Annotated in this window: 16 protein-coding genes, 1 tRNA gene and 1 pseudogene; 4 read left to right on the forward strand and 14 right to left on the reverse strand. The window is 57.7% G+C overall.

The features are described from left to right. Positions 1 to 7: 7 nt before the first annotated feature. The 13 genes from DSL70_RS02355 to DSL70_RS02415 form a co-directional block, all read right to left on the reverse strand. Positions 8 to 1,387 (reverse strand): S41 family peptidase, encoded by a 1,380-nt coding sequence (locus DSL70_RS02355; RefSeq protein WP_119306261.1) that lies wholly within the window; start codon positions 1,385 to 1,387, stop codon positions 8 to 10. Further along, positions 1,384 to 2,832, reverse strand: a complete 1,449-nt coding sequence (locus DSL70_RS02360; RefSeq protein ID WP_119306262.1) for a murein hydrolase activator EnvC family protein — start codon at positions 2,830 to 2,832, stop codon at positions 1,384 to 1,386. The genes DSL70_RS02355 and DSL70_RS02360 overlap by 4 nt, the downstream gene beginning before the upstream one ends. Before the next feature lie 166 nt (positions 2,833 to 2,998). After that, complete coding sequence (rlmH, locus tag DSL70_RS02365) at positions 2,999 to 3,484, reverse strand: 23S rRNA (pseudouridine(1915)-N(3))-methyltransferase RlmH (protein ID WP_342635277.1); 486 nt, start codon at positions 3,482 to 3,484, stop codon at positions 2,999 to 3,001. Positions 3,485 to 3,559: 75 nt separating this feature from the next. Next, the gene (gene rsfS / locus DSL70_RS02370) at positions 3,560 to 3,940 is read right to left on the reverse strand and encodes a ribosome silencing factor (RefSeq protein WP_245418069.1); all 381 of its coding nucleotides are present in this window, start codon (positions 3,938 to 3,940) and stop codon (positions 3,560 to 3,562) included. Between the two features lie 173 nt (positions 3,941 to 4,113). Beyond that, positions 4,114 to 4,758: a nicotinate-nucleotide adenylyltransferase gene (locus tag DSL70_RS02375; protein WP_119306264.1), complete on the reverse strand. Its 645-nt coding sequence runs from the start codon at positions 4,756 to 4,758 to the stop codon at positions 4,114 to 4,116. Positions 4,759 to 4,825: 67 nt separating this feature from the next. Beyond that, a complete protein-coding gene (locus DSL70_RS02380) occupies positions 4,826 to 6,142 on the reverse strand; it encodes a glutamate-5-semialdehyde dehydrogenase (protein ID WP_280955331.1) in 1,317 nt (438 codons plus the stop codon). A 49-nt stretch (positions 6,143 to 6,191) separates the two neighbouring features. After that, positions 6,192 to 7,352: a glutamate 5-kinase gene (proB, locus tag DSL70_RS02385; protein WP_119306266.1), complete on the reverse strand. Its 1,161-nt coding sequence runs from the start codon at positions 7,350 to 7,352 to the stop codon at positions 6,192 to 6,194. A gap of 76 nt (positions 7,353 to 7,428) precedes the next feature. Beyond that, on the reverse strand, positions 7,429 to 8,466 hold the full coding sequence (gene obgE / locus DSL70_RS02390; RefSeq protein ID WP_119306267.1) for a GTPase ObgE: 1,038 nt from the start codon (positions 8,464 to 8,466) through the stop codon (positions 7,429 to 7,431). Then, positions 8,466 to 9,011 (reverse strand): GNAT family N-acetyltransferase, encoded by a 546-nt coding sequence (locus DSL70_RS02395; RefSeq protein ID WP_119306268.1) that lies wholly within the window; start codon positions 9,009 to 9,011, stop codon positions 8,466 to 8,468. The genes obgE and DSL70_RS02395 overlap by 1 nt, the downstream gene beginning before the upstream one ends. Positions 9,012 to 9,041: 30 nt before the next feature. Beyond that, a complete protein-coding gene (locus DSL70_RS02400) occupies positions 9,042 to 9,596 on the reverse strand; it encodes a GNAT family N-acetyltransferase (protein ID WP_119306269.1) in 555 nt (184 codons plus the stop codon). Continuing rightward, positions 9,593 to 10,273: a GNAT family N-acetyltransferase gene (locus tag DSL70_RS02405; protein ID WP_162916288.1), complete on the reverse strand. Its 681-nt coding sequence runs from the start codon at positions 10,271 to 10,273 to the stop codon at positions 9,593 to 9,595. Before DSL70_RS02405 ends, DSL70_RS02400 begins: the two co-directional genes overlap by 4 nt. 160 nt (positions 10,274 to 10,433) lie before the next feature. Beyond that, positions 10,434 to 10,703 carry a 50S ribosomal protein L27 gene (gene rpmA, locus DSL70_RS02410; RefSeq protein WP_119306271.1) on the reverse strand — a complete coding sequence of 90 codons (270 nt, stop codon included), beginning with the start codon at positions 10,701 to 10,703 and terminating at the stop codon, positions 10,434 to 10,436. Positions 10,704 to 10,726: 23 nt separating this feature from the next. Further along, a complete protein-coding gene (locus tag DSL70_RS02415) occupies positions 10,727 to 11,326 on the reverse strand; it encodes a 50S ribosomal protein L21 (RefSeq protein ID WP_119306272.1) in 600 nt (199 codons plus the stop codon). A 304-nt stretch (positions 11,327 to 11,630) separates the two neighbouring features. Here DSL70_RS02415 and DSL70_RS02420 point away from each other — a divergent pair, with 304 nt between their 5' ends. The 4 genes and pseudogenes from DSL70_RS02420 (at position 11,631) to DSL70_RS22855 (ending at position 13,516) form a co-directional block, all read left to right on the forward strand. Further along, positions 11,631 to 12,068, forward strand: coding sequence for an MAPEG family protein (locus tag DSL70_RS02420; protein ID WP_119306273.1), 438 nt, complete (start codon positions 11,631 to 11,633; stop codon positions 12,066 to 12,068). A gap of 210 nt (positions 12,069 to 12,278) precedes the next feature. After that, positions 12,279 to 12,368 (forward strand) — tRNA-Ser (locus DSL70_RS02425). A 244-nt stretch (positions 12,369 to 12,612) separates the two neighbouring features. Beyond that, positions 12,613 to 13,337: pseudogene (locus tag DSL70_RS02430) on the forward strand (transposase family protein); the annotation flags it as partial. Positions 13,338 to 13,369: 32 nt separating this feature from the next. Continuing rightward, positions 13,370 to 13,516 carry an integrase core domain-containing protein gene (locus DSL70_RS22855; RefSeq protein WP_425359333.1) on the forward strand — a complete coding sequence of 49 codons (147 nt, stop codon included), beginning with the start codon at positions 13,370 to 13,372 and terminating at the stop codon, positions 13,514 to 13,516. A gap of 3 nt (positions 13,517 to 13,519) precedes the next feature. On the opposite strand, the gene DSL70_RS02435 is transcribed toward DSL70_RS22855, so the two are convergent. After that, on the reverse strand, positions 13,520 to 13,888 hold the full coding sequence (locus tag DSL70_RS02435) for an amidase family protein (RefSeq protein ID WP_245418070.1): 369 nt from the start codon (positions 13,886 to 13,888) through the stop codon (positions 13,520 to 13,522). Positions 13,889 to 13,922: the final 34 nt, after the last annotated feature.

The raw sequence follows: 13,922 nt of genomic DNA on the forward strand, positions 1-13,922 counted from the left end.
CATGGTTCTACTTGTCTTCCCCTTTGGGAGGATAGGCGTCATTGGCAATTTCACCATGCATCAGCTTGAATGCAAACTGCAGCTGGGTGTCCTTGTCTGCTTCCGTCGGAACGTAGGATGGAGAATAGGCTTCCTTCTCATCCTTTGGCTCCGTGTTGTCCGCTGCCGGGACTTCTTCGGCGTCGGTTGCCATTTCGCCTTCCGCTTCCAGATGCCCCTTCAGAGTTGCCTCTGTGGTTGACTGCTGCGGGAACTTGTCCTTCAGGTCATCGGGCAGTTCCTGCTTGACGAAAATGTCCGGAACGATGCCCTTGGCCTGAATGGAGGTGCCCGACGGGGTGTAATAGCGAGCGGTCGTCAGGCGAATCGCACCGTTGTTGCTCAACGGGATGATGGTCTGAACCGAGCCCTTGCCGAAGGACTTTGAGCCGACGAGGGTTGCGCGGTGATGATCAGACAGTGCACCAGCAACAATTTCGGAGGCAGAAGCCGAGCCGCCGTTGATCAGCACGACCACCGGAAGGCCCTTGGCCAGATCGCCAGCGCGGGAATAGTAGCGCTTGACTTCTTCCTTGTTACGACCGCGGGTCGAGACGATTTCGCCCTGATCAAGGAAGGTGTCGGCCACTGCGATGGACTGGTCGAGCTGGCCGCCCGGGTTGGAGCGCAGGTCGAGAATGTAGCCCTTGAGCTTGTCGGTGCCGATTTCCTTTTCAAGGCTGTCGATGGCATCGGTGAGACCGGCAAAAGCCTGCCCGTTGAACTGGGTGAGGCGGATGTAGCCGATATCGTCATAGGCCTTGAATTTGACCGACTTGAGCTTGATGATCTCGCGGGTGATTTCCACATCGAATGGCTTTTCGACGTTCTCGCGCACGATGGTCAGCTTGATTTTGGTGCCAACCTTGCCGCGCATCTTGTCGACAGCCTCGTTGAGGGTGAGGCCGCGTACCGGCTCGCCATCCAGATGGGTGATATAGTCGTCGGCCAGAATGCCGGCGGCGTGGGCTGGTGTGTCATCCATCGGCGAGATGACCTTGACGACGCCCTTGTCCATGGTGACCTGAATCCCGAGACCGCCGAATTCGCCCTGCGTTTCAACGGTCATGTCCTCGAAGCTGTCCGGAGACATGTAGCTCGAATGCGGGTCGAGAGAGGTCAGCATTCCGTTGAGTGCCGACGCAATCAGTTTGTCATCGTCAGGGATTTCGACATACTCGCGCCGGACGCGCTCGAAAACGTCGCCAAACAGGTTGAGCTGGCGATAGGTGTCCGAACTGGCGGCATTGGCGACGCCTGTCGTCTCCCATGAGGTGACTGACAGGGTTACGACCAGCCCTGCTCCCATGAGAGCGCCGATGAGCAATAGTGAAAGTTTACGGATCATCCGTCTGCCTTTTCCCTTAAATTTGCTGTCCACCATGGTGAAGGATCGATCGCAACACCATCTTTTCTCAATTCAATATATAGCACTGGCCGGGTCGCGTTTGCATCCACTAGATCGCTTGAGGCCAGTTTTGTCTGTTGCATCTTTCCTACAGGCTCGTTGGCCAAAACAAAACTGCCAACTTCGGGGTATATCTCGTCCATGCCTGACAGAACGATATGGTAGCCGTCTCCGGCGTTGATAATCAAGAGTTTACCGAAGGACCGGAAGGGCCCTGCATATACAATCCAGCCATCTGCCGGGCTCGTGACCTGTGCGCCGATGCGCGTTGCCACGGACATGCCCTTGGTTTGGCCACCAAATCCGTCGTTCCTGCCATAGCCTTTTATGACGGCGCCATTGGCAGGTACATGCATAAGTCCCTTCATCTTAACAAAAGGTATGGCAGGAGAAAGGCGGGCTGCATCTTTTAATGCGGCTATCTTCTGCTTTTTTGTTTCGATTTCCCGTTCAAGCGCTCTTTTCTCGGCCTCCTGGGCTTCCTTGACGGCAAATCGGGCCGCTTCGATCTCTTTTTCCATGCCATTGATCAGCTGCTCGAGCGTGCGGGCCTTGGCCGCGAGTTCGGATGTTCGCTCCTCCTCCTTGCGTGCGGCTTGCATGCTGGTCTCTTCCTGCGCCTTCTTCTTGGCGATGAGGAGGTCAAGCCGCTCCTGCTCTTCCTGCAATTTGGCAAGGTTAGTCTGAAGGGCGCCCTTTTCGTCCTCGATGTCCTTTTGCAGGCGGACCAACTCGGAAAGCTGGGTGGCCAGCGCATTGGCCTCGACCCGGATCTCTGGCACCAGCGTGGACAGCAGAATGGCGGAGCGGACGGCGTTGAGCGCCTCATTGGGCCGGATGACAAGGGCCGGCGGCGGATTGCGGCCGATCCTCTGCAGGGCAGCGAGAATTTCAGAGAGGGAATCCCGTTGCTCGGCCAGCGAAACCTTGAGTTCGGTCTGATCGGAGAACAGCACTTTCAGGCGGTCTTCGCGCGTGGAGATGGATGCTTCCAGCGTGGTGATGCGCTCGCCTGTTGCCAGCATGTCGCTCTGGATGGTTTCGCGGTCGGATTTCAGCTGGGCGACTTCCTTGCGCAGGTCGTCCTGTTTCTGCTTGGAAAGCGCGATGCTTGCTTCGAGCTCGGTCAGCACCTCTTCCTGATCCTTGCGGGCCTTGAGCCGTGCCTCAAGGGCGCGTTCCGCCTGCAGCTCCGCTTCAGTCTTCTCGGGTTTGGCGGGCTGGTCCTCTGCATCGGAAGCGGCGGTTGCACCTTGCTGAGAGGCCTGGTCGGGGGCTGCAGCCTCTGGCGGCGAGGCGGGGGTCTCCTCGGCGGCGGTAGGGCCGAAGCCGGGCGGAAGCATCAGGGCAACGGCAAGCGCAAGGGACATGGTCTGTCCCTGCATGCCTGCTGTCTTGCCCCGTCTTTTGCCTGCGGCCCTGTCTTGCACTCGAATCACCCGTTGCGCTGGTTTCCCTGCAATTTAGTGCAAGGACCGATCCGGTGGAATCGGTCTGACAGGGAAAAAGCCGCAAATAGCGATCTTTTATGTCGACTTTTGGACGGAGTGGTCAGCTGCGGTGGTAGGGATGGCCGGAAAGAATGGTCATGGCGCGGTAGATCTGCTCGGAAAGCAGGATGCGGGCAATCTGATGGGGCCATGTCATGGCCCCGAGCGCCAGCTTGGCGCTGGCCGCACCCAGCAGCGCCTGCCCGTGACCATCCGGGCCACCAAGACAGAAGGCCATGGCTGGCGTGCCCTGATTGCGTTCCCTGTCGATCAGTTTGGCGAAGTCTTCGCTCGACATGTTCTTGCCATGCTCATCCAGTGCAACGATGAAGGCGCCTGCGGGCAGGGCCGCGAGGGTCTGCTCGGCTTCCTGTGTCTTGCGTTCCTGGGTGTTGCGCGCCCGGCTTTCGGTAAACTCGAGAATGTCCGGCCCGTTGAGACCGAGCGCTCTGCCAGCCTTCTGTGCCCGGTCGAGGTAACGCGCGACAAGATCCGTTTCCGGACCGGCCTTCTGCCGTCCGATTGCACTGATAACAAGCTTCATCATTCACTTCCCAACGGCTTCCGCCGATCTCTGGCCGCTAGTGGCGGCCAGATGATGGAAACCGTCTGTCAGACAGGATCAGAGATCGTCGTCTGTTTCCGCTGCCCACATTTTCTCGATATTGTAGAATGCGCGGACTTCCGGGCGGAAGACGTGAACGATGATGTCGCCGGTGTCGATCAGGACCCAGTCGCAGCTGGGCAGACCTTCCACGCTGGCACTGCCAAAACCGTTGTCCTTGAGGTCTCGGAGGAGACGATCAGCAACGGCACCGACATGTCTGTGGGAGCGACCGGATGTGATGACCATGTAATCGGCAAGGGCGGACTTGCCGCGCAAGTCGATAGACAGGATGTCTTCGGCCTTGGATTCATCAAGGCTGGAGAGGATCACTGCGAGGGCCTGTTCAGGATCCTTGCGACCCGAAACGAGGCGGATGGGAGACGGACCTTCAGGCATGATCTCCATTTGTGCTGCGGTGGACAGGAATATACCTCTTGAATCAAACTGCAGACAGTTTCTCTCCCGTTCATCGGTCCATCACGGATAGATGAACGGAAATGGACAGGCGAAAGACTGATGCTCGCATCGAATCTCCGCCCTTTAAGAATAAGTCATGCTATGTGACAATTTCAAGGCTCTTGCGCATTCTGCGCGCCTTGGGCTTTTGCGCTTTGCCTCAGTGCGGTGGAAGACAAGTCCGAGCGCGGACCGTGGATGAAGGTCCAAGCAGGGCATTGCGCTGTCGCGAGCGTTGCTGCCTTGTGGGAAGCGAGCCGCGCCCATGCATAATTCCGGGCTGCCAGTGCGTTAAGCGGTGACAGACTGTAGCCGGGGCGGTCCACAATGGCAACAGGGATTTTGTGCAAAATATCCTGCCAGCGTTGCCATTTGTGAAATTGCTTAAGATTGTCGGCCCCCATCAACCAGACAAAGTTGGCCTCGCGGGTGTGGGCCAGCAGCCAGTCAAGGGTTTCTGCGGTGTAGCGGGTGTTGGCCTTTGCCTCGACCCCGGTGATGTCGATCCGCGGGTGGTCCATGACGCTGGCGGTCTTGGCCAAACGGACCCCGAGCGGAGGCAGTTCTCTTATGTCTTTCAACGGGTTGCCGGGGGTGACCAGGCACCAGACCCGGTCCAGCTGCAAGCGCTTCATGGCGGTAACCGCCACATGCCGATGGCCGTTGTGCGCCGGATTGAAGCTGCCCCCGTAAAGGCCGATACGCAAGCCGGGGGTGACGGGTGGCAGATCGTTTGAATAGATGCGGGATCGTGTCATCGCGTCAACCGGCTTGAAAAAGGGTAGGGGGGCTGGATCTAAGCCATGTGTGGATGGAGTGTTGAAATCACGGCCGGGTCTGCCCTGAACCATGCACACGATACTTGAAACTGGTCAGCTGCTCCAGCCCGACCGGCCCGCGCGCATGCATGCGGCCCGTTGCGATGCCAATTTCCGCGCCCATGCCGAACTCGCCGCCATCGGCAAACTGGGTCGAGGCATTGTGCATAACGATGGCGCTGTCCACTTCCTTGAGGAACTTGTCGGCAGCACTCTGATCCTCGGTGATGATGCTCTCGGTGTGGTTCGAGCTGTAATGGGCGATGTGATCGATGGCACCATCGACACCATCCACCAGCTTGGCGGAGATGATGGCATCGAGATATTCGGTCGACCAGTCTTCCTCGTTGGCCAGTTCGGCAGCAGGCAACAGGGCCTGGATTTCCGTCGTGCCCCTGATCAGGCAGCCAGACTTGCTCAGCGCCTGCAAAACCGATTTGCCCAGCGTGTCCGCGACAGCCCGATCGATCAACAGCGTTTCGGCGGCTCCGCAAATGCCGGTGCGGCGCATCTTGGCGTTGACGGTGATGTCTTCGGCCTTCGCCGGGTCGGCTTCCTTGTCGATATAGACATGGCAAATGCCTTCCAGATGGGAGAAGACAGGCACCCGTGCCTCGGACTGGACTCGGCCGACAAGGCCCTTGCCGCCGCGCGGCACGATGACGTCGAGGTTGCCGCCCAGCCCCTTGAGCATTTCGCCCACTGCCGCCCGATCTGTGGTGGGGACAATCTGGATGCAGTCCGCAGGCAGACCGGCGCTCTCAAGCCCGGCAACCAGACAGGCATGAATGGCGCGGGACGAATGATAGCTGTCCGAGCCGCCGCGCAGGATGGAGGCATTGCCAGCCTTCAGGCACAGGGCACCGGCGTCGGCGGTGACGTTGGGGCGGCTCTCGTAGATCACGCCGATAACGCCGAGGGGCGTGCGCACGCGCTCGATATGCAGGCCATTGGGGCGATCCCAGCCCGCCATGATGCTGCCGACGGGGTCGGGCAGACGGACGATGGCGTCCAGTCCGGCGGCGATGGCTTCAATGCGGTCGCGGCTGAGGGTCAGGCGATCGAGAAAAGCCTCTGTCATGCCCTCTTCCTTGCCCTTGGCAATGTCCTTGGCGTTGGCTTCCAGAATGGTGTCGGCGCTGGCGCGCATGGCCTTTGCCGCTTCGCTCAGCGCCTTGTCTTTCTGTTCCGTCGGGGCATTGGCCAGGTCCCGCGCAGCCAGACGGGCTTTTGCGCCCAGCGCGTTCATGATGTCAGTTACGGTCCCTGTCATGTCATTCATGGCGTTTGCCCCCTTCGGGAATGGACGAAAAGTCTGCGAAATTCGGTTTTGTTGTTGGCGTCAGGTGATGGAGGCCTTTTACGGCCTCCCATCACGGTCGGCTATCATGATCGTCATGATCAAAGTGGTCGCCATGCTCGCTACCGCTGATGACCATGTCGTCCCGGTGGATCAGTTCCGCCCGGCCATCATAGCCAAGAATATCGGCAATTTGCGAGGATTTGCAGCCCTTTATCTGGTCGGCTTCCGACCGGTCATAGGCGACAAGACCACGGGCGATTTCCAGCCCGGTGGAATCCCGGATGATCAGGGCGTCGCCCTTGGCAAAATCGCCCTCCAGTCGCAGCACGCCCGCTGGCAACAGGCTCTTGCCGCTCATCAGGGCGTGGACTGCGCCATCATCCAGCGTGATCGTACCGTGTGGTTCCAGATTGCCGTTGATCCAGCGCTTGCGCTGGGTGATCGGGTTGGATTTGGGCACGAACCAGCTGTGCTTGCCGCCATCCATGATGGCTTTGAGCGGGTTGTAGCCGCTGCCGTTGGCGATGATCATCGCGGTGCCCGCGTTGACGGCGATCTTGGCGGCGGCGATCTTGGTGGTCATGCCGCCCTTGGCCAGAGAGGACCCGGCGCTGCCAGCCATGGCCTCGATTTCCGGCGTGATATGTTCGATCACGGGGATATGCTGGGCGTTCGGGTCCTTGGCCGGAGGGGCCGTATAGAGACCATCGATATCGGACAGCAGGATGAGGCAGTCGGCGCTGATCATGGTGGCAACTCGGGCCGCCAACCGGTCGTTGTCGCCAAACTTGATTTCCGTCGTCGCCACGGTGTCATTCTCGTTGATGATCGGCACGGCGCCGAGCTTGAGCATGGTGGCCAGCGTTGCGCGGGCGTTGAGATAGCGGCGGCGCTCTTCTGTATCGCCAAGGGTCAGCAGCACCTGTCCGGTGGTCATGTCGACCTTGTGCAGGGCGTCGGCATAGGCTTCGCCCAGTGCTATCTGGCCAATGGCGGCGGCGGCCTGACTTTCATGCAGCCGCAGCTTGCCCTTGGGCAGCTTGACCTTTCTGCGGCCAAGCGCGATGGCTCCCGACGAGACGATGATGATTTCCTTGCCCTGCGTCTTGAGCATGGCGATGTCATCAATCAGGGTTTGCAGCCAGGCGGCGCGCAGACGTCCTGTCTTTTCATCCACGAGGGTTGCCGATCCGATTTTGACGACAATCCTCTTTTGATCTTCAAGTCTCACTTGGGGTCTCGATCGTTGGGGCCTGAGGGCTCAGGCCGACGTTGCAGCTAAAGGTTTCGAAGGTCTTCGGCGTCCCTCACGGTCGCCAGGCCTCCGGCTCCTCGCCAGCCTTTTCCTCGCGTGTGTTCTCTTCGTCGATCTTGTCCAGAAGGGCGCGCAGAATCGTGTCCATATTGGTGCGGGCGACTGCGGAAATGGCATATGGGCGAAAGCCATAGGCGGCTTCGAATGCGTCCACTTTTTCAGCAATGTCCTCATCGGTCAAGGAGTCGATCTTGGTCAATGCAACGATTTCGTCCTTTTCTCCCAAGCCTTGATCATAGGCTTCCAGCTCGCCCCGGATGATGCGGTAGGCATCCAGATAATCCTCCTGGGTGGCGTCGACCAGATGCAGCAGAACGCGACAGCGCTCCACATGGCCAAGGAAGCGGTCGCCGATGCCGAGGCCCTCATGGGCGCCTTCGATCAGGCCGGGGATGTCGGCCATGACGAATTCACGCGTGTCGATGCCCACCACGCCCAGATTGGGGTGGAGGGTGGTGAAGGGATAGTCGGCAACCTTTGGCTTGGCCGAGGAGACCGAGGACAGGAAGGTCGATTTACCGGCGTTCGGCAGGCCGACAAGTCCGGCATCGGCAATCAGCTTGAGGCGCAGCCAGACATACATCTCCTGGCCTTCCAGGCCTGGGTTTGCATAGCGCGGAGCCTGATTGGTCGATGACTTGAAATGGGTGTTGCCGAAGCCGCCGTTGCCGCCCTTGGCCAGCACATAGGTCTGGCCCTCTTCGGTGAGATCGGCCAGAATGGTTTCGTTGTCCTCTTCCAGGATCTGGGTGCCGACAGGCACGCGCAGGACGATGTCCTTGCCGTTGCGGCCGTTGCGGTTTCGTCCCATGCCGTGAACGCCGGTTTCAGCCTTGAAATGCTGCTTGAAGCGATAGTCGATGAGCGTATTGAGGCCATTGACGCATTCGACAATCACATCGCCGCCCTTGCCGCCGTCACCACCATCGGGGCCACCCAATGCGATGTATTTTTCACGGCGGAAGGAAATGCAGCCCGCTCCGCCATCGCCGGAGCGAACAAAGACCTTTGCCTGGTCGAGAAATTTCATTATATGGCCTCGTAATATCGTTGAGCTGTCAGCTCAAGCTTGATGTCCGGCAATTCCTTGCCCAGAAGCTGGCTGTATGTCGAGCCGCGTCCCACTTCGCGAAAGCCCAGTTTTTCAAGAACTTTCAGGGATCTGGTGTTGGCTTCGAAGACGGATGTACCAATCCGTTCTGTCGGTTCGAATGGCAGATACCAGTCAAGAAGGCATCGCACGGCTTCTTGCATAAAGCCTTTACCCCAGAATGGGGCTCCAAGCCAATAGCCAATTGTCGGTGCGAAGATGCCAATGCTTCTTAACGTTGATGGCTCAAGGCCGATGGTGCCCAGAAAGCGGTCGCTTTCGGTGATGGCCAGAGCGATGCCACGGGTGCCGGTTGCTTGCGCGTTGATCCATTCGGCCGCATAACCCTGCGCGTCCGGATGGAGCGCGCGGGCAAGGCCCGGATTGGCCATTGGCTCGGACAACTGGGTTTCTATTGCTGCGGCATCTTCTGGCTGAAGCGAGCGCAGAAGCAGCCGGTTGCTCTTCAGGGCAGGTATCTTCATCGGACCTCTCCTCTAAAGGGGCGCGCCTTGTCAGGCGCACCTTTGCTGCAGGAACCGCTCGGACGTCAGCTCCATGATGACTTCGGGAACGGACTCTCCCCGGGCGGCGCTGTAGCCCGTGCCACGGCGGATCTCTTCAAACCCGAGGGTCTTCAGAAGGTTGATCGAGCGCGGATTGTCTTCAAAGGCGGCAGCGCACATCTTTTCCGTCGGTTCCAGCGGCAGGTACCAGTCGAGCAGGCGGCGGACCGCCTCCTGCATGAAGCCCTTGCCCCAGAAGGCAGGTGCCAGCCAGTAGCCGATGGTCGGGGCAAAGATGCCGACGTCCCGTTCGCTCGAAGCCTTGATGCCGACGACACCAATCAGTTTGTCGTCGTGGGTGATGCCCAGGTTGATGCCTGCTATCCCCTTGTCCTGACTGGCGATCCAGCTTTGCGCGTCCTCCTCCGTATAAGGATGGGGAACAACGGCCAGATATTTTGTTACCTCAATGTCCTGACAATAGGTGCTGAGGTCGGGTGCGTCACTTGCCCTGAGAGACCTCAGGACAAGCCGTTCACTTACAAGAGCCGGAAACTGCATCATGCCGCTCCTTTCATGCCATATATGTCAGGGCCACTGTTCGGCCCGAAAGAGAACATCTCTTTTTGCCCCATGCCCGACCAGTTGCGCAGGGCCGACCAGACCCCCCGGTCCAGACGGTAACGATCGATTGGGATCATCCCCTTGTAATGATGGGAATGTGCCATTCCGGTGCCGCTATACTGGAAACCGCATTTCTCGGCGATGCGTCGGGACGCGCCGCAGGAAACCCGGCAGCGCGCCACAAGCGCTTCCAGATTCGGCTGATTCATGTTCGGGCTCGAAAATGCAAAATCCGCCACAGCCTGAATGGCTCGTGTGGCGTAACCGTGCTGCCAATGGTCGCGCTTGATGATGACACTGACTTCTGCCTGCTTTCGGTCTTCTTCAAGCAGCAGACACATCACGCCAATCAAGGCCCCGTTCATATTGGTGATGATGAAGGGGAATTCGGTTGGGTCCGTCTTCTCGGTCTGATTGAGATACCAGGATTTCGCGCTGTCGGCTGAAATCGGCAGCCAGGTGCTGCACAGGTTCTTTGTCAGGGCTGGAGAATTGGCCAGAGCGACCAGCGTTTCCAGATCTGCACGAGCTGGGTGGCGCAACAGGAAAGGTTTGATTTCCGAACCCTCTCTACAGTCAGGCTCGGTCTCACGTAAACTTTCATCTATTTCCAACATTAGTCCCTCCTGTGGGGTTGGGTTGAGATCAAAAGAAAAGGGAAGATGGTGTCCCATCTCCCCTTTAATCTTTTGGCTCTCTTGCCCTTTTCAGGTGGGAGGCCTTTACGATTTTCCGGGGTCAGGGACACCGGCAAATCGTGTTATGTTCATGCCAGTGTTATTCAGCCGCTTCCGCCATCGGGTTCACGGACACGTAAGTTCGGCCATTCGCTTTGGTCGCGAACTCTACGTTGCCTTTGACGGTCGCAAAGATGGTGTGGTCTTTGCCCATGCCGACATTGTTGCCCGGGTGCCATTTGGTGCCGCGCTGACGAATGATAATGTTACCTGCGATAACAGTTTCACCGCCGAATTTTTTCACGCCCAGACGACGGCCAGCTGTATCGCGGCCGTTACGGGATGAACCACCTGCCTTTTTATGTGCCATTTTGGTGTCTCCTCGTCTCTAACTTATTTCTCAGCAGCAAGCGTAGCGGCCTGCTCAATCCAGTTGTCACGCTCGAAGCGGCCTTTAGCTGCAAGAGCCTCTTCTACTTTTTCAATGTCTTCAGCGGTGAAGGCTGCGATCTGGGCATATGTGGTGATGCCCATTTCATTCAGCTTGCCTTCCATGACCTTGCCGAGACCTTTCAGTTTCTTCAGGTCGTCCTTGTCACCTTCAGCAGCAGCCGGGGCAGCAACAGCTGCTTCAGCCTTGGCCGGAGTTGCCTTCTTGGCAGCCTTTGCCGGAGCCTTGCCGCCGGTCAGGATCTCGGAGATCTTGACGGTGGTGAAGTACTGACGATGGCCGTTGCGACGACGGGAATTCTGACGACGACGTTTCTTGAAGATGATGATCTTGCGGCCACGGCCCTGATCAACAATCTCTGCTGCAACAGATGCGCCATCAACCAGAGGAGCGCCAACCTGTGCATCGCCTTCGCCGCCAACCAGCAGAACGCTGTCAAAGACAACGGTTTCGCCAGCTTCGCCTTCGAGCTTTTCGACCTTGATTACATCTTCGGGGGAAACAGTGTACTGCTTACCACCGGTTTTGATGACTGCGAACATTTTTTTCTCCGTTCAATCCAGGCTCCGAGAATCGAGTTCTGCGGGTCTGTCTTTTTCAGTCAGTTGCAAGATAGCTCGTTTGGTCAATGAAATCAGGTGTTTACCGAATTTTGTCCAGACAAGCAAAAGGGCGCGGGATTTGCCCCACGCCTCGAGTTCCAGCGCAATATACCGGTAAAGCCCGCAGAGTCAAGAAAAAGCTGCGGTTTCTGGCGCGGTCAGCGATCCTTGACGAGATCGTTCCTCCATCCCACATGCGAGGGGCTTATGTGTGTTCTCTGCACGATGGAAAAGGAAGAGTGAAATGCAAGCAACGATTGTCGATCTCCAGGCTTATGGTTCGGTCTTCTGGGCGGTTTATCTGCTGCTGGTCATGGCGTTCATTCAGGCGCTGGTTGCTTCCGTTGCGCACCGGGCCCAGACGTCTTACGTCCCCGGCATTGTCGATGAAACGCTTGGCCCGGAATCCTTCGTGTTTCGCAGCCATCGCACCTTCATGAATTCCATCGAGAATGTGCCATTCATGGTGGCGCTGGTTGCGTTGGCGATGGCGAGCGGCTTCAGTCCGTGGTGGCTTTCACTGCTGAGCTGGGTCTATGTCGCCGCTCGGACCTGTCACATGGTGACCTATTATCTGGTGGCGACGCGAAAGAACCCGAGCCTGCGGAGCTATTTCTTCATGCTGGCGGTCTTCGCCCAGCTGGTGCTGTTCGTAATGCTTGGTTTCAATTGGCTGTCATGACGTGACCAAGGTATTGCCTTTGAGGCTTTATGTCGGCTCATTGTGCCTGTCAAAGGGGAAGGGTGGGGCAACTTTTAACAGGCATCTGGGGGCTTTTTGTTGCGGGTGGGGATTTTTTCGTTTGACGTCTTGAGCTTGGGGGCTGGGATGTGTATTGTCCGGCCACCTTTTTGAGCTTTCAGTGACCACATTCGGCTCGAAATGGTTTGCGGAGAGGTGCCGGAGTGGTCGAACGGGGCGGTCTCGAAAACCGTTGATCGCGCAAGCGTTCCGAGGGTTCGAATCCCTCTCTCTCCGCCATTTTCCAAGCGTTAGATTGAAATTTATATAGTAAATTCAAATAGCTTGACGTGACATCTCCCGCGAAATCCCCCAAATTTTCTACACATTTTGCTACACAAACCTATGCGAAGGTCTATGGCCCTTTCCACGGTTTTCTTCAATTCTTTCGATAGTCCCGCAATAACTGCTTGGTCTGTGTTGGAGCGGATCCTCCCCCACTGAATTGGTCCACTGTTATAGTTAGGAAAACGGAGGATTCGATATGGCGAACAAACGACCAAAGCCAGAGGGAATTGTTGCGAAGTTACGGCAGGTTGAGATCTTGACGGGGCAAGGGATGCCTCGTCTTGATGCCATCCGGCAGATCGGTGTGACTGAGCAAACCTATTACCGCCGCCTCTCAGCGATTGTTCCAATCGCCTGTCGGTCAATGGGAAAAAGAAGTGCGGTGGAATTGGCACAGCTCAGCTCAAGGAACTCAAGCGCCTCCAGAAAGAGAACGAGCGTTTGAGAAAGGCAGTGTCTGACCTGACGCTGGACAAGCTGATCCTGCCTGAAGCTGCAAAGGGAAACTTCTAAGCCCTTCTCGCCGCCGTGCCTGCATCGATCATGTTCGTAGTCAGATCAAGGTCTTTGAGCGTCGCGTCTGTCGTGCTCTGGGGCAACATCGTTCAACGCAAAGACGGTTGCCACAAGGACGTTCCGATGAAGAGCGCTTGGTGGCGGATATGATCGAGTCGGCCCGGCAATATGAACGCTATGGCTATCGGCGTGTTGCCGCTTTGTTGCGAGATGCCGGTTGGCTGATCAATGACAAGCGCCGCTCTCGGCGGCGCTTCGCTTGCCTGCCGGGCAATGGTCCAACGGTTATGGCGACGAGAAGGGCTGAAAGTGCCAATGAAACAATCCAAGCGAGGTCGGCTTTGGCTCAACGATGGGTCTTGTGTCCGGCTTAGGCCAGAACATCGGGATCATGTTTGGTCCTATGCGCTGCCCCGGCAGGCGTTTGCTTGCAAACGTTGAGAGGGGACTTTAGGGAAGCGCAGATCCTGATCGAGAAATGGAGGCACCACTACAACACCAAACGGCCAAACAGTGCATTGGGCTATCGCCCGCCAGCGCACGAAACCCTCGTGCCGATGGAAACAAGGCCCGCGATGCACTAACATTCAAACCGGACCACTCAAGTGGAGCTGATCACTAGGACCGCCAGGAATTCTGTCCGGTGCTTTCGCATTGCGCGGTGTTCCGAAAAACTGGCTTTCGCCGTCAAGGCTGTAAGTGAACTCATCCGCAACGACCTTGCCGACGCATCGCTCCCCTTCTGCCAGCAACTGGTCGCCACACAAAGCATTTTCAACCGGAGGCAAGTGTGCCTCGCGCCAGGCAGGGCTGCCATAGGAGGTCCGGTGTCCTGCGATGTCGATATTGTCCTTGGCCGTAAAGGTCAGGCCATCAAGGAGGCCATGAGCTGTCAGTTTCAAGTCAAGGGTGGTCAACAGGGAACCAGAATGGTCTTGGATATTTGTGGCAGGCATTGCACGACTCTCCTTTTCAGTCCCCGGACACAAC

The organism is Cohaesibacter haloalkalitolerans (genome assembly GCF_003574655.1).
GTDB lineage: Bacteria > Pseudomonadota > Alphaproteobacteria > Rhizobiales > Cohaesibacteraceae > Cohaesibacter > Cohaesibacter haloalkalitolerans.

Bases quoted from the DNA above. Each gene is read 5' to 3' on its own strand.
- DSL70_RS02405 (WP_162916288.1), bottom strand. From the start codon at position 10,273: ATGTTGGAAATAGATGAAAGTTTACGTGAGACCGAGCCTGACTGTAGA.
- DSL70_RS02355 (WP_119306261.1), bottom strand. From the start codon at position 1,387: ATGATCCGTAAACTTTCACTATTGCTCATCGGCGCTCTCATGGGAGCA.
- rpmA (WP_119306271.1), bottom strand. From the start codon at position 10,703: ATGGCACATAAAAAGGCAGGTGGTTCATCCCGTAACGGCCGCGATACA.
- DSL70_RS02375 (WP_119306264.1), bottom strand. From the start codon at position 4,758: ATGACACGATCCCGCATCTATTCAAACGATCTGCCACCCGTCACCCCC.
- DSL70_RS02420 (WP_119306273.1), top strand. From the start codon at position 11,631: ATGCAAGCAACGATTGTCGATCTCCAGGCTTATGGTTCGGTCTTCTGG.
- DSL70_RS02360 (WP_119306262.1), bottom strand. From the start codon at position 2,832: ATGCAGGGACAGACCATGTCCCTTGCGCTTGCCGTTGCCCTGATGCTT.
- obgE (WP_119306267.1), bottom strand. From the start codon at position 8,466: ATGAAATTTCTCGACCAGGCAAAGGTCTTTGTTCGCTCCGGCGATGGC.
- DSL70_RS02415 (WP_119306272.1), bottom strand. From the start codon at position 11,326: ATGTTCGCAGTCATCAAAACCGGTGGTAAGCAGTACACTGTTTCCCCC.
- rsfS (WP_245418069.1), bottom strand. From the start codon at position 3,940: ATGCCTGAAGGTCCGTCTCCCATCCGCCTCGTTTCGGGTCGCAAGGAT.
- rlmH (WP_342635277.1), bottom strand. From the start codon at position 3,484: ATGATGAAGCTTGTTATCAGTGCAATCGGACGGCAGAAGGCCGGTCCG.
- DSL70_RS02435 (WP_245418070.1), bottom strand. From the start codon at position 13,888: ATGCCTGCCACAAATATCCAAGACCATTCTGGTTCCCTGTTGACCACC.
- DSL70_RS02395 (WP_119306268.1), bottom strand. From the start codon at position 9,011: ATGAAGATACCTGCCCTGAAGAGCAACCGGCTGCTTCTGCGCTCGCTT.
- DSL70_RS02400 (WP_119306269.1), bottom strand. From the start codon at position 9,596: ATGATGCAGTTTCCGGCTCTTGTAAGTGAACGGCTTGTCCTGAGGTCT.